Origin of the sequence: Sphingorhabdus wooponensis (genome assembly GCF_003933235.1) — a bacterium.
Taxonomy (GTDB): domain Bacteria; phylum Pseudomonadota; class Alphaproteobacteria; order Sphingomonadales; family Sphingomonadaceae; genus Sphingorhabdus_B; species Sphingorhabdus_B wooponensis.
In genome coordinates, this window is the sequence record NZ_RWJI01000001.1 from 1,418,218 (window position 1) to 1,440,865 (window position 22,648).

Below are 22,648 nucleotides of genomic sequence, written 5' to 3' on the forward strand. Positions count from 1 at the left end.
TTATGACAACCGCAACCCAGCCGTCTCGTCCAACCCAGCCATGATATTTAGATTTTGCACCGCTGCGCCGCTCGCGCCTTTGCCGAGATTGTCGAGCATCGCGATCAATCGCACTTGCGACCCATCGGGCGAACCCAGCACATAAAGATCAAGCCGGTCAGAAGGCGCTTGGTCGGCGTGCATCAATAATTCGCTTGGCGCAGCTTCGCTGTGCACCGTTACAACCGGCGACCCGGCATAATGCGCGTATAGTGCATTGCGTAACGCATCCGCGCTACCTGCCCCGGTCATAGCCGATAGCGGCAAAGGCACTTCAACCACCATCCCGCGAAAGGCGCGAACAACGGCGGGTGCAAAAATGGGTGCGTGCGTGAGCCCTGCGTGCGTCTGCATTTCGGGCACATGCTTATGCGCCAGATCAAGGCCGTAGCTGCGATAGCCGATATCCGCGCCATCACTTTCGAACCTTTGTATCAACGCCTTGCCGCCGCCCGAATAGCCCGACACCGCGTTGACCGTGTAAGGCCAATCGGCGGGGATCAAGCCAGCGGCCACTAAGGGCGCGATAAGGCCCAAAAATCCGGTGGGGTAGCAACCGGGGTTGCTGACCAACCGCGCTGACGCAATCCGTTCGCGCTGGCCCTTGCGAAATTCAGCAAAGCCATAGGCCCAGTCGGGGTCAATACGATAGGCCGTGGACGCATCGATTATGCGCGTCGTGGCCGATGTCGTCATTGCCACGGCCTCTTTTGCAGCGTCGTCTGGCAAGCAGAGAATAACAAAGTCGGCGTCATTCAACGCTTCGCGTTTCGCGGCCACGTCCTTACGTTTGGCATCATCCAAGGCGATCAGCGTGAACGCATCGCGGCCCGCCAGCCGGTCGGCAATCTCAAGCCCAGTGGTGCCCGCAGCGCCGTCGATGAAAATGGATTTGGTCAAAGCGCAATCCGCTTACGTGCCAAAATCGCGACCTCATGCTCCGCAAACCTTGCCGCCGCGTCCGCCAACGGTTCCACGCTTACCGCCATTGCGGCGCCATTCGCGTGGATGATGTTTTCGGCGTCGGCCATGATGCCGACATGGCCGGGAAAGAAAACCAAATCGCCGCGTTCCAGCGTTGCGCCTTCAGGCAATTCCGCGCCAAAATCGGCCATTTGCATATCGGCGTCGCGCGGGGCCATGATGCCTTTCAGGCCAAAGGCCAATTGGACAAGGCCGGAGCAGTCAAGCGCATCGCCGCTGCGTCCGCCCCAGCTATAGGGTGTGCCGATGAGCTGCTCTGCCAGATCGGCGGGCGATGCGTCCACATGGCCAACTTCAGACAAATGCGCGACCGGCACAAAACCATTTTCGCACGCCAGATATTTGCCACAAGCGCTCAGGTCGCCGCAAAGCAAGCGCGCGCCCATAGGGTAACGCGCCAAAACGGGCGCTTTTGTAGAAGGTGTAGCCACCAGCAAAGTCGCAGGCGCGCTGACGATATGCGTGGCGGCAAAATCATCGCCCAGTTCGGCAAAGCGCAGATAGCCCAAATAATTGTCGTGCAGACAATATCCCCAAGCCCATTCGCCTGCGACATCCAACACCGCAAATTCTTCGCCATGCATCAACGCGCTGACGGGCATCGATGTCGCATGGGCCTCCGCATGGATTTCGGTGACGGGCGCAATACCAGTGCGCAGCATCGGCACCGCATAATGCGGCGCAAAAAGCTTTCCAGCCAGACTGATATCGGCAAGGTCGCCACGGATGGGCGTGGTCCGTTTGTCGCCGACAAGACTGTGTCCCGTCAGCTTATGAATAGGCCTACCAATTGGCTTATTGATACCCAATTACTCGTTCCCCCAAATATGTCGCACCAGCGCAGGCTGGTGCCTATCTCGCCTGTCGTTTAAAATTGAGAGGCGTAATGGCCCCAGCCTGCGCTGGAGCGACTGTAGATTTCATGCAAAGCCCTTAGCCGACCGGATAAGTTTCCGTCAAATAACGAAAGACCGCCCGCAATCCAAGCGCCTCGCCACCCTTTGGCCTGCCGGGCTTGCTCGTGGGCCGCCAAGCAAAGGTGTCCAAATGCACCCAAGGCACATCGTCGGGCACGAATTTTTGCAAGAACAACGCCGCCGTAACCGCGCCTGCAAAAGCACCGCCGCTATTGGATATGTCGGCGATATCGCTGTCGAGCATTTCCATATAGGGCGCCCAAAGCGGCATGCGCCAGAGCGGATCAGATGCTGCCTTTGCGGCCTCAAGGATGCCATTTGCAACGCCTTCATCATTGCTGAACATCGCTGGTAAATCGGGACCAAGCGCCACGCGGGCCGCACCAGTCAACGTGGCGAAATCAATGATCAACGCGGCTTCATCCTGTATCGCTTTGGTGAGCGCATCCGCCAACACCAATCGCCCTTCGGCATCAGTATTGTCGATTTCAACGCTGATACCCTTGCGGCTTTTGACGATATCGCCGGGCCGCATGGCGTTGCCCGCGATGCTGTTTTCGGCCGCCGCCACCAACATGTGTAAGCGAACGGGCAAATGCGCCGCCATAATAAGCTCCGCCAAGGCCAAAGCATGTGCTGCGCCGCCCATGTCCTTCTTCATCAGCCGCATGCCGGAGGCGGGTTTGATATCCAGACCGCCACTGTCGAACGTAATGCCCTTGCCCACAATCGCAATGCGCGGGTGGCGCGGGTCGCCCCATTCCAATTCAATCAGGCGTGGCGCATGCTCCCGCGCGGCAGCCTTGCCAACAGCGTGGATCAGCGGATAGCCCGTTTCCAACGCCTCACCGGCGGTGACCGTGACCTCTGCTTTATGTGCCTTTGCGATGCGCTTGGCTTCGGTCTCCAAGGCAACTGGCCCAAGATCGCTCGCTGGTCGATTTACAAGGTCGCGCACCAAAGCAGTCGCTTCGGCCTGCAATTCGGCCATCGGAATGCGCGCAGGTTCGCGCACCAATAAGACCCGCGGCCCCACAAGCTTCGGCTCGCTTAGATATTCTTGATAGCGATATTGTCCCAATATCCAGCCGAGCATCGCATCGCCCGCGTCATAATCGGCAAGCCGATATGTCCCTTCAGGAAGGCTCTCTGCGGCTTTCGCAAGATGCCACACGCCTAATGCGGCCGCATCCGAAACCCCAGCAACGACAGACCAATCCCCGGGCTTATCACCCGGCAATATAGCTATATCATTCGCATTGCCGTCAAACTTCTGCGCCTTGATAGCTGTTCGGGCCGCATCGGATTGCAGCGCGAGCCAGGTTTCAAAACGGCCCTTGTCGGTGATGTGGATGAGGGTGGCGGCCTGTTCATTGTCAGGCTGGATCAGATTGTCGTAGCGCATGGATGCAGCATTAGCCGGAATAGCATGTGAACGGGAGATAATTCAGAAATATCGCGTATTTTTTCTGAAATGCTTGGCTTCTACGGCAACCACCGGCCGGTCTACATACAACCGCACCGCCGGCCCGCACGCGCCCTAGCTGCGATAATTCGAATTTTCATAAACTTGACGGGCGCCACCGACGCCCGTCCAATCCAGTTCATTCCGCGGCGATAAGCGTTTCGCTATCCGCATGATGACTGCCCACAAAATGCGGCGCCGAAAACACCATGACGCCGTCATCAATGGGGTCTTGCGTCAGAATTTTCTTCTCTGCCGCGTAATTTTGCAAAACACGCCATGGGTGGCGATCGCCATTTTTTGGCAGCGTGTCGAAACTGCGCGCGAAATAGCCAGAGCTGAAATCAGTCACAAATGGCAATTTGGGCATGTCCGGATCATCCAGAACCGGCGTTGCCACCAGAGCATTTTTGTCATCCATTTTCCATAACAAACGGCAGACATAATCGGCCACAATATCGGTCTTCAGCGTCCAAGACGCGTTGATATATCCAAATACGCTGGCGAAGTTCGGGATGTCGTTGAACATCACGCCTTTATAATTGAAATGCTCGCCGAAATTGACCGCTTTCCCGTCTACGCTGATCGCTGTCTTGCCCATGGTGACAAGGTTCAGGCCCGTTGCGGTGACGATGATATCGGATTCGATATGCTTACCCGACTTCAACTGGATACCAGTCTTCGTAAAATGGTCGATATGGTCTGTGACAACCTCGGCCTTGCCCTCGGTAATCGCCGTGAACATGTCGCTATCTGGGATCAGGCACAGACGTTGTTCCCATGGGCCATATTTGGGCACAAAATGGGTGTCGACATCCACCGACGCAGGCAAAGCCTCCCGCGCCATATTGACCAACCTCTCGCCTAGCTTTGCGGGGTTTCGCCGCGCATACCAATATGTAAAGCGCTGCATGTTGATATTGCGCCACCGCGTGAGCGCATAGGCCAGCTTTTCTGGCATAATCTTGCGCACAAATTTCGAGAATGGGTCAATGGCAGGCCGCGACACCATGTAGGTTGGCGAGCGTTGCAGCATGGTTACCTGCGCGCCTTGTTGCGCCATCACTGGGACAATCGTGACCGCCGTCGCACCGGAGCCGATGACCGTTACCTTCTTACCCGCATAATCCAAATCCTTGGGCCAATGCTGCGGATGGATGATTTGGCCGCCAAAGTCGCCTTCGCCCGCAAAATCGGGCTTATAGCCTTGATCATAATCATAATAGCCCGCGCACATGAACAAGAAGCGGGCGGCAAAATGCCGCTCTGCACCGCCATCGACGGCCTTAGCCGTTATGTGCCAGCGGGCATCTGCGCTCGACCAATTGGCCGAGATAACCTTATGGCCAAAATGGATATGCGGCGAAATGCCATATTCGTCAGCGGTTTCATGGACATATTCATGAATGGACGGGCCATCCGCGATTGTTTTTTCATGCAACCATGGTTTGAAACGATAGCCCAAAGTGTGCATGTCGGAGTCCGACCGGATACCAGGATAACGGAACAAATCCCATGTCCCGCCCATATCGGCACGTTGTTCCACAATCGCGTAGCTTTTGTTCGGGCATTGCATGGTGAGATGCGCCGCAGCGCCAATACCGGACAGACCGGCACCCACAATTAAAACATCAATAGTCGTCTCAGCCTGCGCCATATGCCTCTCCATTTTACACGAAAATCTTACTGACATCGTTGCAAATTGCAACTGGCTTTCGTGTGGGGGAAAATGCCGCTACGGCAGTGGTGAACATAAAGGAAATAAGATCCCATGAGCGACAATATCGACGAAGAATATATCTATGACGAAGTGTCCGGCGAATGGATAAGCGCCGCCGACGCAAAAGCCGCGAGCGCACTGAATGACACGGTCGAAGTGCGTGATGCGGTTGGCAATCTGCTTGCCGATGGCGATCAAGTGACGTTGATTAAGGATCTGACGGTCAAAGGCGCGGGCCAGACTTTGAAACGCGGCACGTTAATCAAATCGATCCGGCTAACGGGCGACGCGCAAGAAATTGACTGCCGCTTTGATGGAATCAAGGGCCTTGTGTTGCGCGCGGAGTTCGTGCGGAAGCGCTGATCGTCTATTCCAACTGCCCAGCCGTCACCGGAATATTCGCCTATCTTGAAATCGTACCGCGCAATTCCCAATTCGAATAATGCGGGCCGGGCCCCTCTGGTCGTTATATGACGGCGATGTCGGACCGCTTTATGAGTTCAAGAGGAGACCCGATATGAATGCAGCCGTTGGAATGCCTTGCCCTGTGTGCAAGGTAGCGTTGGTCATGAGCGACCGCCAAGGTGTCGAGATTGATTATTGCCCGCAATGTCGCGGTGTATGGCTGGATCGCGGGGAGCTGGATAAGATCATCGAACGCAGCGCTGCTGCCGAAATGCCCACGCAACCCGCAGCTGCCCCGCAAGCGCCACCTCAAGGCGGCTTTGCTCCACAAGGCTATCCCATGCCGCACCAAGGCTATGGCCATGGCTACCCCTATAAAAAACGCCGAAAGTCGTTTCTCGAAGAACTGTTCGACTAAGGGTTTTTGCGCGACACAAAAAAAGGGCCGCCTTTCGGCAGCCCTTTTTTTTCGCATGACGCGGCTGATTAATCAGCTGCGGACAGGTTGATGGCCGAAGCCTTACCGTTGCGGCCGATTTCGACTTCGAAATTTACGCGCTGTTCTTTATCCAGCGTGTGCATGCCAGCTGCCTGAACAGCCGAGATGTGCACGAAGCTGTCATCACCGCCGCCATCAGGCGCGATAAAGCCATAACCTTTGTCTGCATTGAAAAATTTTACGGTGCCTACTGGCATAATATGTTCCTTTCACGAAACAGGTGACCACCGGACAACAGCGCCAGGTGGGTAGCCAAGTCGTGGTAGGGAAAAACGTTGCCCGCTCCGATCTTGTGACCGGTGACGCGCCTCAAAAATCCGTCGCGTTCGACGATAGCGTATTATGCGTATACGCTTATTTTAGCTGATGTGCAAACTAGAAGCGAAAATAACGACTTATTCCCGCTCAGCGCCGTTTTCGGGCATCTGCGCCGCACGCGTGCCGCTGAGCCGTTTCCGGTTGGCGACCACGCTTTTGGAATAATGCGCGATGCTCGCGCTGACGATCGCCTCGGGGTTACTCCCCAACTTTCCGTTCAACAGGTCACAACCAAGCTGTATGTTCGCCGCGACCTTTTCCGTCACCATGCGCTCCGCCTCGCGCACCGCCGCTGGCCCGCCTTGGGCTAAACTGCCAATGCGCATCGCGATCACCATGTTCGACTCCGCCGCAAGCGCCCAAGCGTCCATGCTGATGTCGAACCAGTTGGGTTTTTTCGGTGTCGCGGTCATGCCCCAACCCTAACCCGCGCCGCCAAAATGTCACGCAGGAATAACGCCGCACCGTCCGGCGCGCTTTTCACCCGAAGCTTAGCCCCCGACCCGCGTTAGCCGCGTACGGTTGCGCGTTATCCATTCGGACATATTGTCATCCTGAAAATCCACTTGCTTGACGGTTTCAATCTTGTTGCCATCGCGTGTGGTAGTGAGACGAAGAATGGCAGGGCGATTATCATCCTTACCGAGCGCTTCCTCGACCATCGTCCAATGCGTGGCATCGGTCGCTGCCCCGTCCATACGCACAGTGTAGGTAAAGACCTCCACTGGACGCGCCTTACGAAACGTGCCGGTGGTGATGGTACCAGCCATAGGGTCAAACAGTTCGACCGACGTAATCCTTATATTACCGACTTTTGGACCATCGTCGAAATCGGATTTTCGGATCATGGTCACGCCGTCGCCCTGATCCTCAACCACCGTTGTAACGGGAATGCCGAACCATTTATTCGCGCTATAATCGAGATATTCAAGGTTACCCTCCCAACTGCCAGCAGTCGAAGCGCGCGCGGCAGCAACGTCCACCAGCGCAGCCTGTGCAAACGCAGGCGTGGCAATGATGCAGAGGAGCAAGGAGGCAAAATGTCGCATATTGATGAGTCCCCGTTGAAGGTTGCAGCAATTGCAAAGAATTATCGCATTCCGATGTAAGACGATAGAGCAATTTACGCGCACGAGATGATACATTTCAATGAAAATGAAGGAATTACGCTGATATTCGTCCAAACCCGACCAACTTTCCATTTCCCTAATCATGCATCAAATTGTAACGCGCTGCCAATTAATGATTGCAGGGTGCCGTGATGTTTGAAGTGGATGCGGTTATCACCTGGGTGGACGGGGCAGATCCTGCGCTAGCATTGAACCGCGATTATCATCTGGCAAAGGCGAATGCATTAGCTTTAGCTGGGGCGACAGCGCCGTTGCATGACAATGGCACCAACCCCCATCGGTGGCTGTGCAGTGATGAGCTGAATTATTGCGTACGTTCAATTGCGAACAACGCGCCGTGGGTGCGGCGGATATGGATTGTTACCGACAACCAGACCCCAGAAATCATGCCGCTTCCCCCCGAAACCGCCGCGAAGATCAGCATTGTTGACCATCGGGAGATTTTTGCTGGATATGCGGATGCGTTGCCAACGTTCAATTCGCTGTCGATTGAAACGATGCTGTGGCGCATTGAGGGGATCGCCGAACATTTCCTCTATTTCAACGATGACGTATTTTTAACCGCGCCCGTCACACCGTCGGATTTCTTTGCGCGCAATGGCCCTGTGCTGCGCGGCAAATGGACCGATCATAGTGACCTTGCCGCAAGCGGCGCTGCCCGTGATGAAGCCAGCCTGCTGAACCATTTTAACCAGATCAACGCTGCGCAGATGATCGGCTATACCGCTGATCACGTCTTCGAAAGCGCGCATGTCGTGCACCCCATGCTGCGTTCGGTGATGGCCGAATTGTTCGACACGTTCCACGACGCGTTCATCCGCAACGCAAGCTATCGTTTTCGTGATGCGGGGCAGTTCCTGCCGCAAAGCCTGCATAACCATGCCTGCTTGGCAGACGGGAGCGCCGCGATTTTGGACACGCGCGATTACCTACACATCGCGGTCGGCGCGATTGACGATTGGTCTGCCGCGGATATCAGCGGGTATTTACGCGGCACCGCGCGCGATGCGATCAAATTCCTATGCGTCAACGACTTGCCAGAGGTGGAGCGCAGCTTCCCCGATGCACGGGCATGGATTGAGGAAGCGATTGCCCGTTAGGCGCGCGGCTAAATTGGTCTAAAGACCCGAACCGACATGACTAACCATAACCCCGATCCCTTGGCCAGCACCCCACCGCCCCGCATATTGGTTGATGCCGATGCGTGCCCCGTGAAGGACGAGATTTACAAGGTCGCGTATCGCCGCAATGTGGCAGTGGTTCTGGTCAGCAATGCCCGCTTTCGTATGCCCGACCATCCGTTGATCACAAGGGTTGTCGTGTCGGACAGTTTCGACGCTGCCGATGACTGGATTGCGGAGCAAGTGGGCACGCGCAGCGTCGTGATAACCGCCGACATATTGCTTGCAGACCGGTGCCTGAAGGCAGGCGCGGTCGTCATCGGCAACAATGGCAAACCGTTCACCAGCGCCTCCATCGGCGGCGCAATCGCCACCCGAGCGATCATGGCCGACCTGCGCGCCGGAATGGACGGGGTTGGCGGGGGACCGCCGCCCTTTACCAAAGCCGACCGGTCAAGGTTTTTGCAGGCGCTGGATGAGGCGTTGGTTAGGATGGGGTGAGGTCGGCGGCTAATTAGTATCGTGTCCCAGGACTTCAGGTCCTCAGAATTCAAACGTAACTCACTCGTTGTTATATTCATCTTCGTGATATTCACGAATTAGCTTGTCAATATCGACGTGCTCCTCTGGAACAATGCCGAAAAATTCTATTGGGTCTTCTTCTTCCATTGTGACGAAAGCTTTGCCCATCCCGGCGTGCAAAAGTTCCTGATAGCCATCAAGCTTAAGAGCGCAGACCGCACATCGGAAAGCATTAGGAAGCGCCCTTACTTCTCGTACGATTGTACCGTCATCCTCATCAATTTTGATCGGCCCGCGGTTTAGTGACTCGCCGGACAAGGCTCCCTTAAATCCACAAGAAGGACAATCTATTGCTTCACGAAGCGTGCCTGCTTTTACCCACGATTGAACAACTTCTTTGGCCTTTTCCGTACGTTCGGACTTCGCGTCGCCATCAATTTTATCGAATGCTTTTTTGGCGGATGATATCCGTTCTTTCACTTCTTTTAAAAGGTGTTCGTGCCTGTCCTTCAGCATTCCCTCGGCAACTTTAGCGTGCTGTTTCCCCAAAAAATCTTCGAAGCTAAGCCCCATATGATTGAGGAGGACACTGAACACCTCGTATGTCTGAGGCAGCCAAGTAGAATTCTCAATACCCTCAAACGCAGCCTCACCACTATGAAGCTCTTTATTTCGCCTGTCAGCCAATAACAAACAGTGGCCTGACATTTGATCGGTAAAGTCTTCGATAAAAACAGAGCATCGAGCAAATACAGCTTTCGCTGCCACAGATTTCGGATTCGCTTTTGGATTGATGCCAAATGAATAATGAATATTCCCCTCCTGAGACGGGTCAGCGAGCAGAACAGGATGAATTTTTGCGAGAGCCGCGCGACCGAGTAATTCTATGCATAAGCTCATCCAAAAGCCAAATAATGCAGATTCAAAATCTTCATTATTTGCTCTTTCAGCATACAATTTTGCCTTCCCTAGCAACTCGTCCGTAGACCAACTCATCGTATCCCCCAATAGCTTCGCCGTAGTCGGCGATTTTTTGCAAAGTTTGCGCCTTTGCCTCTGCCGTGAAGCGCACGCCAATTGTCTATAATAAGCCAATCGCCTGTATTTAGAACAACTGAATTATGTGTTGCACCACTTTCGAGAACTTCAGCAGCTAGTTCTATCGAATTCTCGATTGAAGGGTTTTTCATACAGCCTGGATCAAAGCGCAAGCGCCATGTGCCCTCGTTAGACTTCGCCAGAATTTGACAGTAAAATCGTCGATTTGGACCACGGTTCGCTATCCAGCCCGGATGAGTGAGCACGGGAGGTGGATTTACTTTCAAACTCTCTAGGTCGGGTATCAGAATTTCGGTGGCGCAGGGATTGTCACCGCCTTCGAGACATTCCAGAAGTACAAATTGCGCAGGTTTGGCAATGTGCGCTTGATCAGTATGTAGGGGCTGACGATCAAAACCAGTAATGGCAGATAGTGATCGTCGCGGCGCATCTTCCCGTGATTGAGGCCTTACGATTTGCGGTAAACCTTCGATCTGCAAACTAGACTTTAGAATTTGCAAAGACTTGGAGACATCTAGTGGTGCCAAAGACGTATCCTGAGAACTCAACCACCCCCGCTTAAATAGACGCGGAATGAGATTGTCAGTCGGCGAATAAATAGCCGTTCCCCCTAGAATTTGTTATGAAAGCTATTCAAACAACCGAGCTTGTTCACGCTTTGGCACGCCCATCAATCATGCTCCCGATCACCAGCGCCCATATATAGCTCGCGGCCGGTTTCGTCATAGACCTTGCTCATTTGTGCCATTCCGGCCTCTGCCTCTTCAGTCGCGATGAACGCTTCGGTTGGTTGGTTCTGCAACTTCGCAAACTCCCGCACCTCTTGGCTGATCTTCATCGAACAGAATTTCGGCCCGCACATCGAACAGAAATGCGCTGACTTTGCGCCTTCCGCCGGAAGTGTTTGGTCGTGATATTGCTCGGCGGTGTCGGGGTCGAGGCTGAGGTTGAATTGGTCACGCCAGCGGAATTCGAAGCGCGCCTTGCTTAACGCATCGTCGCGGACCTGCGCCGCGGGGTGGCCCTTGGCCAAGTCTGCGGCATGCGCGGCCAGCTTGTAGGTGACAACGCCGACTTTCACATCGTCACGGTCGGGCAGGCCCAAATGCTCCTTTGGCGTGACGTAGCAAAGCATCGCGGTGCCGTACCAACCGATCTGCGCCGCGCCGATGCCGCTGGTGATATGGTCATATCCCGGCGCGATGTCGGTGGTGAGCGGTCCAAGCGTGTAGAAGGGCGCTTCGCCGCACGCCTCCAGCTGCTTTTCCATATTCTCTTTGATCTTGTGCATCGGCACATGGCCGGGCCCTTCGATCATCACCTGCACATCTTGCGCCCAGGCGCGCTTGGTCAATTCGCCCAGCGTGTAGAGCTCGGCAAATTGCGCTTCGTCATTGGCGTCGTAAATGCTGCCGGGGCGCAAGCCGTCACCAAGGCTGTAGGCGACGTCATAGGCCTTCATAATCTCAGTGATTTCGTCAAAGCGTTCGTAGAGGAAGCTTTCCTTGTGATGCGCGAGACACCATTTCGCCATGATGCTGCCGCCGCGTGACACGATGCCCGTCATGCGCTTGGCCGCCAAGGGGACATAAGGCAGGCGGACGCCCGCGTGGATGGTGAAATAATCGACGCCCTGTTCGGCCTGCTCAATCAACGTGTCGGCGAAGATTTCCCATGTCAGGTCCTCGGCCACGCCGCCGACCTTTTCCAACGCCTGATAAATGGGCACGGTGCCGATTGGCACGGGGGAGTTGCGGATAATCCATTCGCGCGTGTCGTGGATATTGCGGCCAGTGGACAGATCCATAACAGTGTCCGCGCCCCAACGGATCGACCAGACCATCTTGTCGACCTCAGCCGCGACATCGGATGCAACCGCGCTGTTCCCGATATTGGCGTTAATCTTCACAAGGAAATTGCGGCCAATCGCCATCGGTTCGGATTCGGGGTGATTGATATTGTTGGGAATGATCGCGCGGCCACGGGCGATTTCGTCGCGGACGAACTCTGGGGTCACATAATCGGGGATCGACGCACCAAAGCTTTCGCCATCGCGCTTATATTCGGCAAGGCGTGCGCGGCCCAGATTTTCGCGCTCGGCGACATATTCCATTTCAGGCGTGATGATGCCCTTGCGCGCATAATGCATCTGGCTGACGTTCATGCCGGGCTTTGCGCGGAGCACTTGCTTGCGGACATTGGGGAATGGGGCGACGCCGCCGCTGCGGTCGGGGCCAAGCTGACCATTATCCTCAGGCTTCACCTCGCGCTGCGTGACCTCCATCACATCGCCGCGTGCCATGATCCATGGGCGGCGGATTTCATTCAGGCCAACGCTGATGTCGATGCGCGCGTTGCTGTCGGTGTAAGGGCCGCTCGTGTCATACACGCGCACGGGTGGTTCGCCCGACGATGGCTCCAAATGAATTTCGCGCATGGCGACATTTAACGGGCCAACATGGATTTTCTTGCTGCCGCGAATGGGACCAGTGGTAACGCCAATTTCGGTGCGCGCGGGAACGTCTGCCATGTAATCTCTCCAAAATATCATAAGGAGAGCGATTGGCGTGAAGACCGGCCTCGGTCCTCGCCAGTCCTCCGGACTGGCTGCGGTCTCACCTCCCTACGCCCATGCAAATGGGATCAGGTTCAGCGGGTCGCGGGCATTGCAGCACCGCCTCTCAGTCATGCGACTCCCCGGGGATAGAAAAGAGATAGCCGAGACGGCGGAGCCCGTCCAGTAGGTTGCCGATAAACGCACTCTAGCGAAGCGCCGTCCTCAAAAAGTATAGCTGACGCCGCCCGCCATGAACCATTGGTTCGCGTCGCCGCGTAGCGATGTTACAGGTGAACGTGCGGCATCATTGGTTAGCCGCGCATAGTTTACGAAAGCATAGATTGCCCAACCGCCATCGCGCGCGTCACCTGATAAATCAACCGCGCCAAGCAAGCTTGCCCCATAGCTTTTCCAGCCGCCTTTGGCGTCAAATACCGGCAGGCCGCTCGCAATGCTACCTGCTTGATCGATGCTGAAATAGGTGTCGGCATAATTCCCATCAACATGGGTGGCCGACAGGCTGAAGCTGGTAAATATCGCCATCGACAATGGCGTTGCATAGCTGACGCTTGGACTGATGATGCGGCCCTTATGGGCGCCCGCGACATCCCATTGGATGTCCGTTGACAAAGATACGCTATCGAAGGGATGCAATATTTTGGAGAAAGACACGCCCGCAGTCGCGCCAACCTCAATCGCCACATCTTCCTTGCCCAGCAAGCGGACGACGGAGTCTTTGATATCATTGTTGCGGTCCATGCGGAAACGCACCAGGGGGCCTGCGAGGAATTTCACATCCTTGCCGCTGTTACCATCGGCAATAAGGTCAACATAAAGCCCCGGACCACGCGCACCAAAGTCGATGCCTTCGACGCTACCTTGAACAAGCGGCGCGGGGAAAAGGTCATATTGGTCAGAGCCATCATAGCTGGGACTTATACCTGCACCAAAGCCAACCGTTACCCAGTCACCTGCAAATACGCTGCGATTGGGGCGTTCGGTCTCTGGCGCTTCACGATCTTGGGCAAAGGCAGGTGCACACAGCACGACACTGGCGCACCAAATGGCAACACAGCTTTTAAAAACGCTCATGAAATGCTCCCCTTGAATCAGATATGGGAACGCCCCGAATGTTCAATTGGTTCCAGCTATATCATAGCAAAGCGGTTTAGAGCATGTATTTCATTTTAATCCGCTGGCTGACTGCAGCAGCATCAATGGCAAAAGCGGCGGCTTTGAACTTCGGCGGTCCAGCGACAATCGCGGGGTTGCGCGAAAAACCGAAGCCTTCTTTGGGAATGAAGATTGCCATGTCCATTTTGTCATTGCCATTTTCATCATGGACAACGGCTATCGCATAAGTGCCTTGAGCTAGGCCACGGAAGGAAACTTGCGCAGAGTCGCGCGCCGGAAGTGTAGCGCGAAAGCTTTTCGGATCTTTGCTGCAATCTGGGAAAAAGCGGGGATTTGCGGTTACGCAGACCAGAACATTGCCCTTCATACTCCGCAGGCCAGAAATATTGACCTCAAGCGTTGCGGGAGATGCCGTTGCCGCCGCAGCAGCGCTAGCGAGGGCGGCGGTGCCAATCGCCAAACCCAAGATCCGTGCCGCATATTTTGTCCCAAAACCTGAAATATAAACCATAATTTCCCCGATATGCCTCATGGTGTTTTTGATGATGCGTTGCGGTTATGAGCCAACGCCCCATCCTTCCATTAACGATGAACTTGGGAAAACATTCCCACCCCATATGGTTGGTCACGCCCATAATTGTCATGATTGCTAGCACAATGCCCAATGCCCCGACATGAATAGGAATAACGAAAACCAGAACGGGTATGACGAAAGCACCCGATAAGGCCTCCCACGGATGAAACGACATGGCTGCCCATGCGGTGGGTGGGCGGCTTTCATGGTGAACGGCATGTGCCGCCTTGAACCAAAAAGGACGGTGCATAAGGCGGTGCGTCCAATAAAACCAAGTGTCGTGCACAAATAAATAGAGCAAAACCGACAAAGGCACATACCAAAAAGGAAATGCGCCGACATCGGTGTAAATTTGCGTCCAGCCTAAATTGTCCCAGCCCCAAGCCACAATGCCCGCAGGAATACCATAGATTGCGGCACTGGCGAGGCTCCAGCCGATTTCGCGCTTAATTTGATTATCAAGACCAATATATAGCCCGGGCTCGCGGAATTTGGTCGCCCAAGCAAACGCCCCGCTGACAAGCAGATAGCGGGCTCCCACAATCAACGTCATCGCCGCAGCGGACACAATCAAGACAAGCAAGCTATTCACATTATGACCTAAAATCTTAGCAATTACCTTAGCAAATTGCGGGTTTTGAACGCTTTCGGCCCCGATATAGTGATCACATCACCGTCATGCATTACAGATATTGGTCCGTCATAATTATCCGCGGCCTTACCGAGCAGCGCAAATTCGAGCGGCTTCGGGACGGATGGCACAATATGCGTGAAGGCGAGCATGCCCACATCAGCCGATGTGGCAACATCGGCGGCCAGCTCGGGGCTGATATGGTAGTTTTGTATGTCATCAAAAATCTTGGCGCGGTTTGTCATGCCGGCCTTTTGTGCACTGTTGGCGAGGGCGCCGACGATGCGCGGGGAAAGCAACTCGCTTACCAACAGGTCCGATCCCTTGGCCGCTGCCGCAAGTTTCGGGGTAAATGCGGTGTCGCCAGTAATGGTGACGCTTTTGCCTTTATAATCGACGCGATAGCCAAATGCAGGGGAGATGGGTTCATGGTCTACGGCAAACGCAGTGATACGAACGCCGTTGGTGTTGTAAACTATCCCCGGCTCGATAGCCGCGCCTGTCATGCCAAAACCCGATAGCGGCACAACGGCTTCGCCATGATGCCCAACGCGATAGGTGGAATCAATGCGATAGGCGGCATTCAAGCCTTCGGTAATTTCGGTGACGCCATTGGGGCCGGATACCTTCAACGGCGTTTTGGCGCTCGTCCCAGCCCAGCGTTGCAAGGTAAATGGACCAAGCCCTTCAAAATGGTCGCTGTGCAAATGCGTCAGCCACACGCCTTGCACTTTATCCAGCGGCATGCCCATCAGGGACAATGTTTCGCCGGATCCTTCCCCCATATCGAACACGAACAACTGGCCATTGGCGATGACCACAGTGCAAGCGGCGGCGCGATCGCGGCTTGGCAAGGGGGATCCCGTGCCACAGAAACCAACATGCAATTGGTCAGCGGGTAAATCCGCCATGACATTGCGCGCCATGGCGCCATCTGCGGCGCGACTAATTAGCGCCATCGCGATTGTGTCGCGCTGCGTATAAGACACTGCACCCACAAGCCCAACCAATCCAAGCGCCACCAAAAGCCATTTTTTCCGCATGTGCATTCCCCCAATAGGCAGCCGCTTTGACTGCAAACTATGCTCCCAGTTCTACCCGTCTTGCGCGTGAATAGCATGTAGAAAATAATGCGCCATGCCGCCGCTGGTTAAACGGACGGATTAGAAAGCTGTGCATTACGATGGCACGCCCCTTTCCCTTGCAAAATGCCTGCGCTAGGGCGGTGGAGTGACTCTCAAAAACATCAAATGCGACGTTGCCATTGTTGGTGGCGGTCTTGCTGGGGGGCTAATCGCGCTGGCACTCGCCAAGTTGCGCCCAGAGTTACATGTTGTTCTCATCGAACAAGGCCAAAGCTTTGGCGGCAATCATATCTGGAGCTATTTTGCGAGCGACATTTTGCCCGAGCATCGTTGGCTGACCGCGCCTTTGGTCACCTATGGCTGGTCGGGTTATGACGTGCATTTTCCGGCGCACAGCCGGTCGCTGGATAACATTTATTACAGCATCGAATCCGAACATTTTGATCGGGTCTTGCGCAAGGAACTTCCGGCATCATCCCTCATGCTTGGCCGTGAAGTGAGGGCCGTATCCCCACGCCTCGTGGTGCTCGACGGCGCACAGCGGATTAATGCGGGCGGTGTTATTGATGCGCGCGGCGCTGGCGATCTCCACCATCTCGACTGCGGCTGGCAAAAATTTACAGGGCAGTTGATGCAATTGTCCGAGCCGCACAACCTCACCAAGCCTATTGTCATGGACGCCACGGTGGACCAACATGATGGCTATCGTTTCGTGTACGTCCTGCCCTTTGGCATGGACAAGCTGTTCATCGAAGACACATATTATAGCGACAAGCCGCATCATGACCCGCGCATTTTGCGGCAACGGCTCGCGGCCTATGCCGACGAAAAAGGCTGGCAAGTCGAAACGATCCTGCGCGAGGAAAATGGCGTTTTGCCAGTGGTCATGGGCGGCGATCTCGACAGCTATTGGAATAGCGGCAGTGGTCGGACCGCCAAGGCCGGGGCGCGCGGTGCCTTTTTCCAACCCGTTACCAGCTACTCCCTGCCCGATGCCGTGCGCAACGCGATTTTCATTGCCGAACAGCCGGACCTAGACGGTGACAAGCTCAACCTCGCGCTGCGGCAACGGGCTGAAAAACATTGGCGCAAGGGCACATTCTTCCGCATGCTAAACCGCATGCTCTTCCGCGGCGCGGATGGTGCGGACCGCTACAAGATTTTGGAACGCTTCTACCGGCTTCAACCCGATTTGATCGAACGCTTTTACGCTGGAAATACGACGGTCGGCGATATGGTGCGCATCCTCTCCGGAAAGCCACCCATTCCCATAGGACGGGCACTAAAAGCGATCTGGAGCAAAAAAGGGTGACCAAGACAGCCGCCATCATCGGTGCCGGCTTCGGTGGCCTTGCACTCGCCATCCGTCTGCAGTCCGCCGGCATATCGACCACAATCGTCGAAGCGCGGGACAAGACCGGCGGCCGCGCTTATTATTGGGAGAAGGATGGCTTCACCTTTGATGGTGGCCCCACCGTGATTACGGACCCGCCTTGCCTAGAAGAATTATGGGCGCTGTCCGGTCATAAAATGGCGGACGACATCGAATTGATGCCGGTATTCCCCTTTTACCGCCTCAACTGGCCAGATGGCACGAATTTCGATTATTCCAACGATGCGCCGGGCTTGAAATCAGAGATTGAGAAATTGAACCCCGCAGATGTCGAGGGCTATCGCAAGTTCCTCGAATATTCGAAGGGTGTATATAAGCAGGGCTATCAAAAGCTTGGTTCGGTTGCCTTTCTGGACTTTGCCTCCATGATAAAGGCTGCGCCTGCATTGATGAAATATCAGGCGTGGCGCTCAGTCTATTCGATTGTCTCATCTTACGTCAAAGATGAAAAATTGCGCGAAGCGCTGTCGTTTCACACATTGCTCGTTGGCGGTAATCCTATGAGCACCAGCGCCATTTATGCGCTTATCCACACCATCGAAAAAGAAGGCGGTGTCTGGTGTGCCAAGGGCGGAACAAACCGCCTCGTCAATGCCATGGTGACGCATTTCGAAAGGCTTGGCGGGACCGTTCGTTTGAACGATGCTGTCGCAGAAATTGAAACACGCGGTGACAAGGTCATAGGCTTGCGAACAAAATCCGGTTGGCGCATGGATTGCGACATGGTGGCATCAAATGGCGATGTGATGCACACATATAAAGACCTGCTGACCAATAATAAGCGCGGCGAACGGGCAAGTAATGCCTTGCGCCGTAAAAGCTGGTCGCCGTCTTTGTTCGTACTGCATTTGGGTATCAAGGGCACATGGCCGGGTATCCCGCACCATATGATATTGTTTGGCCCGCGCTATAAGGGGCTGTTAGACGATATCTTCAATCATGGTGTCGTGCCAAAGGACTTCTCGCTTTATTTGCATCACCCGACCATCACCGACCCAAGCCTTGCGCCCGAAGGTTGCTCAACCTTTTACGTACTCGCGCCCGTCGCCCATTTGGGCAAAGCGCCGCATGATTGGGATGGCGATGTGGGTGAGGCAATGAAGGAACGGATATTGGACGAGCTGGAACGCCGCTTAATCCCCGATATCCGCAGCCGCATCATGACTCAGTTCCATTATACGCCCGCCGATTTTAGCCGTGACTTGTCCGCCCATTTGGGCAGCGCGTTCAGCCTTGAACCTGTATTGTGGCAATCGGCCTATATGCGCGCGCACAACCGTGATGACGCGATTTCAAACCTATATTTTGTCGGCGCAGGTACGCATCCCGGCGCGGGCATTCCCGGTGTTGTGGGAAGCGCAAAAGCAACGGCGACATTAATGCTAAAGGACGCACATATATGAAACGTCTTGCCGTGTATTGCGGGTCAGCGACGCCCGAAAACTCCATATATATCGATGTCGCCCGCGAAGTCGGTCGGGCCTTGGCCAACCGCGGCATTGGCGTTGTCTATGGCGGCGGACGGCTGGGCCTGATGGGCGCAGTGGCCGATAGCGCGCTAGAAGCAGGCGGCGACGTGATTGGCATTATTCCAGAGGCGTTGGTTGGCGCAGAAGTCGCGCACAAGGGCTGTACCGAATTGCATGTGGTATCTGGCATGCACGAGCGGAAGCAACGTTTCACCGACTTGTCCGACGGCTTTATCACTATACCCGGCGGCGTCGGCACAATGGATGAATTGTGGGAGGCCATTAGCTGGTCGCAGCTTGGCTATCACCAAAAACCCGTTGGCCTGTTGAACGCCGCAGGCTTTTACGACCAGTTGATTGCGTTTAACCAGAATATGATCGACGTTGGTTTCATTCGGCCACAACATGCCGGGATTATGCTTGTCGATGATAATCTGGATGGCTTGTTGGACAAAATGGCGACTTATGTGCCGCACAAAACGATTTTTCAGATGAAGGCAGACGATTTGTGACGTCCCTCCCGCAAGCGGACGGGGGATAATGGACCGTCCCGCACTCGTTGCCTTTGCGCAAGAAAGCATCTCGCGCGGGTCGAAATCTTTTCGTTTCGCCAGCCGCCTGTTTGACCGGACGACGCGCGAACGGGTGTGGCTGCTATATGCATGGTGCCGCAAATGTGACGATATGGCCGATGGCCAAGACCATGGCGGCGCGATGGAGGCGGTCACGGACCCCAAGGCACGGTTGCAGGCGATACGCGAATTGACCGCAATGGCACTCGCCGGAACACCCACAAGTGAGCCAGCCTTTGACTGCTTGGGCGTAGTGGCGCGGGAATGCGGCCTTACGCCACGCATGGCAGAGGATGTGATTGAAGGCTTTGCCCTCGACGCCGCCGACTGGCACCCCCGCCGCGAAAGTGACCTGTATCAATATTGCTACCATGTCGCAGGGGCGGTCGGCGTGATGATGGCGGTCGTTATGGGCGTATCCGCAGATGATGACGCCACGCTCGACCGGGCCTGCGACCTTGGTCTTGCCTTTCAACTTGCCAATATCGCGCGCGACATTGCGGAGGATGACGCGGCGGGCCGTTGCTATTTGCCCGATGATTGGCTCGCCATGCTCGATATCGGGCCCGGCGAACATATGAAGCCGCATAACCGCAAAAAACTCGCGCTGATGGGCCGCTGGCTTGCCGATGAGGCGGAACAATATGAGGCATCGGCGCGCGTCGGCGCAGCAGCATTGTCCTTACGTGCTCGCTGGGCGGTCTTATCTGCCGCCGGCATATACGGCGAAATCGCCCGCAAGGTCCGTGCGTCCGGTGCGCATGCTTGGGACCAACGGATTTTCACTAGCCGACCAGAAAAGTTTCGATGGGTCCGCAAGGCGTTGATCGACGCGATCGCTAATAATCCCCGCGCTATGGACCGCGACACCTTATGGACGCGGCCTAACTAAGCGAGCAGTTGCGCCGCCCTTCCCGACAAGCGTTCTACCGCCGCGTCATGAATTCCCGGCGCGCAGCAGATAAGACCAAAATCCAAAGGCTTGCGTTTATTATAACGTATAGGCTGCCCCAACGCATCGGTAACGACCCCGCCTGCTTCCTGCGCCACCAAATGCGCCGCCGCGATGTCCCATTCATGGCCCCATCGCAACGTGGCAACTAGATCCGCGCGATCGCAAGCAACCATCGTCATCCGCATGGCAATGCTATTGGGTTTGGTCACCGTCACCAAATCCGCATCCAATTTTGGCAAATCATCCGCAGGCACGCGTGATCCGGAGAAGTCTAAACGTGTGCTGCCCATAAGCCGCTCTCCATTGCACGTCACGCCTTCCTTGTGCGCTGCCACCCAGATTTTGTCTTGCGCCGGCGCTGCCATCACGGCGAAAATTGGCAGGCCATCGGCCACTAACGCCACCGATACGCACCATCCGCTACGCCCGCGGACATAATCGCGGGTACCGTCAATGGGGTCGACCAGCCATAACAGACGCGCGTCCAGCCGCGATGGGTCATCCACAGTTTCTTCCGATAACCACGCGGCCTCAGGCAAAATGGCGCGCAACCGTGTGGTGAGAAAGGCGTCCACTGCCATATCAATATCGCTGACCGGATTATTCTTGCTCTTTTCCCACACCTTCGTGTCGGCCGCCGCACCCGCGCGCCAACTGGCAAAGGCCAATGCCGCAGCCTCTTGCGTGGCAGCTACAACGGCAGCGCGGTCAAGCTGCCGTTCAGGCACCTGCGATCATCATGCCGTCGATACGCAATGTCGGCACGTTCATGCTGCGGGTGAATTCCAGGTCATTGGCAGCAGTCATGGCTGCAAACATGTCCTTCAAATTGCCAGCAATGGTGAATTCACTGACGGGTCCAGCAATTTCACCGTTGAGGATCAAGAAACCCGCGGCACCGCGGCTATAATCGCCAGTGACCGGGTTCACACCTTGCCCTGCAAGCTCATGAATATACACGCCATGTTTAATATCGGCGATCAGATCCGCGACGCTGACGCTGCCCCCCTCCAAATGCACATTGGATGGGCTGACGCCGGGTGCACCGCTGATCCCGCGACTGGCGTGCCCCGTGGGTTCCAGCCCCAATTGCCGCGCCGACGCGCTTTCCATCAACCATCCGGTCAAAACGCCCTTTTCAATGATTGAACGGCGCGCCGTGGGTAGGCCTTCTCCGTCAAAGGCGCGTGAACCAAGGCCGCGCATCCGGTGCGGGTCATCGACAATCGAAATGCTGCTGTCGAACAATTGCGCGCCTAGCGATTCCAGCAAGAAGCTCGTTTTGCGTGCGATGGCCGAACCGCTAATACCGCCCAGCAAATGGCCAACGAAAGAACTGCCAACACGTGGGTCAAACACTACGGGCATCTGCCCACTTTTGACTGTGCCGGGGTTCAACCGTTTGACCGCGCGCTCGCCTGCGCGCATGCCGATGCTGGCTGGGCTGTCGAGGTCGGCGAAATGCCGCGTGGACCGCCATTCATAGTCGCGTTCCTTGGCGTCGCCGTCTCCCGACAGCACGCTGGCCGATATGCCATAGCCCGAACCAGATTTGACGCCCGCAAAGCCATGGCTGGTGGCCAATGCAAAAATACTGCGTCCGGCACTGGCGCCTGCGCCTTCGCTATTGGTGACGCCTGGCACCGCGCGCGCCGCGTCTTCGCATTCCAATGCCGCCGCACGCAGCAAAGCTGGGTCGGGGTCCAGACCATCATCACCGTCAAAGTTGGGAATAGCGCCCGTCAGCAAACGATCTTGCGGCGCAAGGCCGGCATATTGGTCCTCAGGCGCTTCTTTCGCCATATCAATGGCGCGAGTGACGAGCCCTGCAAGAATGTCAGGGTTCATGTTGGAAGATGAAATCGTGGCGGAGCGTTGGCCCACAAAAACACGCAGACCGATATCTTCGCCTTCGGATCGGGCCACATCTTCCAACTGGCCAAGCCGGACTTGCACCTCCGTTGAGGCATCGCAGACATAGACGGCGTCCGCCGCGTCGGCGCCTGCCTTCATAGCTTGGGAAACGAGATTTTGCGCGCGATCAAGCGCGTGTTGTGGTGTCAGCATGATTCCCGCTTAGGCGCGGGCCGTTACAGCGT

At 55.6% G+C, this 22,648-nt stretch carries 24 protein-coding genes; 8 read left to right on the top strand and 16 right to left on the bottom strand.

Annotated features, from left to right (window positions below; all coding sequences use genetic code 11):
• From argC to D7D48_RS06945, 4 genes are all read right to left on the bottom strand, one after another.
• Entirely contained in the window at nt 1–939 is a 939-nt protein-coding gene (argC, locus tag D7D48_RS06930) for an N-acetyl-gamma-glutamyl-phosphate reductase (protein ID WP_125230577.1), read from the bottom strand.
• The gene (locus D7D48_RS06935; RefSeq protein ID WP_125230578.1) at nt 936–1,832 is read right to left on the bottom strand and encodes a C40 family peptidase; all 897 of its coding nucleotides are present in this window, start codon (nt 1,830–1,832) and stop codon (nt 936–938) included. Before D7D48_RS06935 ends, argC begins: the two co-directional genes overlap by 4 nt.
• Nucleotides 1,833–1,956: 124 nt before the next feature.
• A complete protein-coding gene (locus D7D48_RS06940) occupies nt 1,957–3,345 on the bottom strand; it encodes a leucyl aminopeptidase family protein (RefSeq protein ID WP_125230579.1) in 1,389 nt (462 codons plus the stop codon).
• Between the two features lie 199 nt (nt 3,346–3,544).
• A complete protein-coding gene (locus D7D48_RS06945; RefSeq protein WP_125230580.1) occupies nt 3,545–5,062 on the bottom strand; it encodes a flavin-containing monooxygenase in 1,518 nt (505 codons plus the stop codon).
• A gap of 114 nt (nt 5,063–5,176) precedes the next feature.
• Between D7D48_RS06945 and D7D48_RS06950 the strand changes: the two genes are divergently transcribed.
• A complete protein-coding gene (locus D7D48_RS06950; protein ID WP_125230581.1) occupies nt 5,177–5,488 on the top strand; it encodes an alkylphosphonate utilization protein in 312 nt (103 codons plus the stop codon).
• 154 nt (nt 5,489–5,642) lie between these two features.
• The gene (locus D7D48_RS06955) at nt 5,643–5,948 is read left to right on the top strand and encodes a TFIIB-type zinc ribbon-containing protein (protein ID WP_245964365.1); all 306 of its coding nucleotides are present in this window, start codon (nt 5,643–5,645) and stop codon (nt 5,946–5,948) included.
• A 68-nt stretch (nt 5,949–6,016) separates the two neighbouring features.
• On the opposite strand, the gene D7D48_RS06960 is transcribed toward D7D48_RS06955, so the two are convergent.
• From D7D48_RS06960 to D7D48_RS06970, 3 genes are all read right to left on the bottom strand, one after another.
• The gene (locus tag D7D48_RS06960; RefSeq protein ID WP_185739799.1) at nt 6,017–6,226 is read right to left on the bottom strand and encodes a cold-shock protein; all 210 of its coding nucleotides are present in this window, start codon (nt 6,224–6,226) and stop codon (nt 6,017–6,019) included.
• Nucleotides 6,227–6,424: 198 nt separating this feature from the next.
• On the bottom strand, nt 6,425–6,760 hold the full coding sequence (locus tag D7D48_RS06965; protein ID WP_221738627.1) for a hypothetical protein: 336 nt from the start codon (nt 6,758–6,760) through the stop codon (nt 6,425–6,427).
• 78 nt (nt 6,761–6,838) lie between these two features.
• The gene (locus D7D48_RS06970) at nt 6,839–7,396 is read right to left on the bottom strand and encodes a hypothetical protein (RefSeq protein WP_125230583.1); all 558 of its coding nucleotides are present in this window, start codon (nt 7,394–7,396) and stop codon (nt 6,839–6,841) included.
• 212 nt (nt 7,397–7,608) lie between these two features.
• Here D7D48_RS06970 and D7D48_RS06975 point away from each other — a divergent pair, with 212 nt between their 5' ends.
• Nucleotides 7,609–8,577 (top strand): Stealth CR1 domain-containing protein, encoded by a 969-nt coding sequence (locus tag D7D48_RS06975; protein ID WP_125230584.1) that lies wholly within the window; start codon nt 7,609–7,611, stop codon nt 8,575–8,577.
• A 36-nt stretch (nt 8,578–8,613) separates the two neighbouring features.
• Entirely contained in the window at nt 8,614–9,099 is a 486-nt protein-coding gene (locus D7D48_RS06980; protein WP_125230585.1) for a YaiI/YqxD family protein, read from the top strand.
• Between the two features lie 60 nt (nt 9,100–9,159).
• Here D7D48_RS06980 and D7D48_RS06985 read toward each other — a convergent pair whose 3' ends face one another.
• From D7D48_RS06985 to D7D48_RS07015, 7 genes are all read right to left on the bottom strand, one after another.
• Nucleotides 9,160–10,116, bottom strand: a complete 957-nt coding sequence (locus D7D48_RS06985) for a hypothetical protein (RefSeq protein WP_125230586.1) — start codon at nt 10,114–10,116, stop codon at nt 9,160–9,162.
• Nucleotides 10,113–10,706, bottom strand: coding sequence for a Fe(II)-2OG oxygenase family protein (locus tag D7D48_RS06990; RefSeq protein ID WP_125230587.1), 594 nt, complete (start codon nt 10,704–10,706; stop codon nt 10,113–10,115). Before D7D48_RS06990 ends, D7D48_RS06985 begins: the two co-directional genes overlap by 4 nt.
• A 143-nt stretch (nt 10,707–10,849) precedes the next feature.
• The gene (gene thiC, locus D7D48_RS06995; RefSeq protein WP_125230588.1) at nt 10,850–12,709 is read right to left on the bottom strand and encodes a phosphomethylpyrimidine synthase ThiC; all 1,860 of its coding nucleotides are present in this window, start codon (nt 12,707–12,709) and stop codon (nt 10,850–10,852) included.
• A gap of 249 nt (nt 12,710–12,958) precedes the next feature.
• Nucleotides 12,959–13,828 (bottom strand): MipA/OmpV family protein, encoded by an 870-nt coding sequence (locus D7D48_RS07000; RefSeq protein WP_125230589.1) that lies wholly within the window; start codon nt 13,826–13,828, stop codon nt 12,959–12,961.
• A gap of 76 nt (nt 13,829–13,904) precedes the next feature.
• Nucleotides 13,905–14,336 (bottom strand): DUF2141 domain-containing protein, encoded by a 432-nt coding sequence (locus tag D7D48_RS07005; protein WP_245964366.1) that lies wholly within the window; start codon nt 14,334–14,336, stop codon nt 13,905–13,907.
• On the bottom strand, nt 14,302–14,997 hold the full coding sequence (locus tag D7D48_RS07010) for a sterol desaturase family protein (RefSeq protein WP_125230928.1): 696 nt from the start codon (nt 14,995–14,997) through the stop codon (nt 14,302–14,304). Before D7D48_RS07010 ends, D7D48_RS07005 begins: the two co-directional genes overlap by 35 nt.
• Before the next feature lie 62 nt (nt 14,998–15,059).
• The gene (locus tag D7D48_RS07015; protein WP_185739800.1) at nt 15,060–16,118 is read right to left on the bottom strand and encodes an MBL fold metallo-hydrolase; all 1,059 of its coding nucleotides are present in this window, start codon (nt 16,116–16,118) and stop codon (nt 15,060–15,062) included.
• A gap of 187 nt (nt 16,119–16,305) precedes the next feature.
• On the opposite strand from D7D48_RS07015, the gene crtY reads away from it, so the two are divergent.
• Genes crtY through D7D48_RS07035 form a run of 4 tightly spaced genes read left to right on the top strand, consistent with a single transcriptional unit; the run spans nt 16,306 to nt 20,486 of the window.
• A complete protein-coding gene (gene crtY, locus D7D48_RS07020) occupies nt 16,306–17,472 on the top strand; it encodes a lycopene beta-cyclase CrtY (protein WP_125230592.1) in 1,167 nt (388 codons plus the stop codon).
• A complete protein-coding gene (locus D7D48_RS07025; protein ID WP_125230593.1) occupies nt 17,469–18,956 on the top strand; it encodes a phytoene desaturase in 1,488 nt (495 codons plus the stop codon). Before crtY ends, D7D48_RS07025 begins: the two co-directional genes overlap by 4 nt.
• A complete protein-coding gene (locus D7D48_RS07030) occupies nt 18,953–19,534 on the top strand; it encodes an LOG family protein (protein WP_125230594.1) in 582 nt (193 codons plus the stop codon). Before D7D48_RS07025 ends, D7D48_RS07030 begins: the two co-directional genes overlap by 4 nt.
• 28 nt (nt 19,535–19,562) lie before the next feature.
• Nucleotides 19,563–20,486 carry a phytoene/squalene synthase family protein gene (locus D7D48_RS07035; RefSeq protein WP_125230595.1) on the top strand — a complete coding sequence of 308 codons (924 nt, stop codon included), beginning with the start codon at nt 19,563–19,565 and terminating at the stop codon, nt 20,484–20,486.
• Here the strand turns inward: D7D48_RS07035 and D7D48_RS07040 are convergent.
• On the bottom strand, nt 20,483–21,277 hold the full coding sequence (locus D7D48_RS07040; RefSeq protein ID WP_125230596.1) for a 3'(2'),5'-bisphosphate nucleotidase CysQ: 795 nt from the start codon (nt 21,275–21,277) through the stop codon (nt 20,483–20,485). The two genes, D7D48_RS07035 and D7D48_RS07040, sit on opposite strands and share 4 nt — an antisense overlap.
• Complete coding sequence (locus D7D48_RS07045) at nt 21,270–22,616, bottom strand: TldD/PmbA family protein (protein ID WP_125230597.1); 1,347 nt, start codon at nt 22,614–22,616, stop codon at nt 21,270–21,272. The genes D7D48_RS07040 and D7D48_RS07045 overlap by 8 nt, the downstream gene beginning before the upstream one ends.
• Nucleotides 22,617–22,648: the final 32 nt, after the last annotated feature.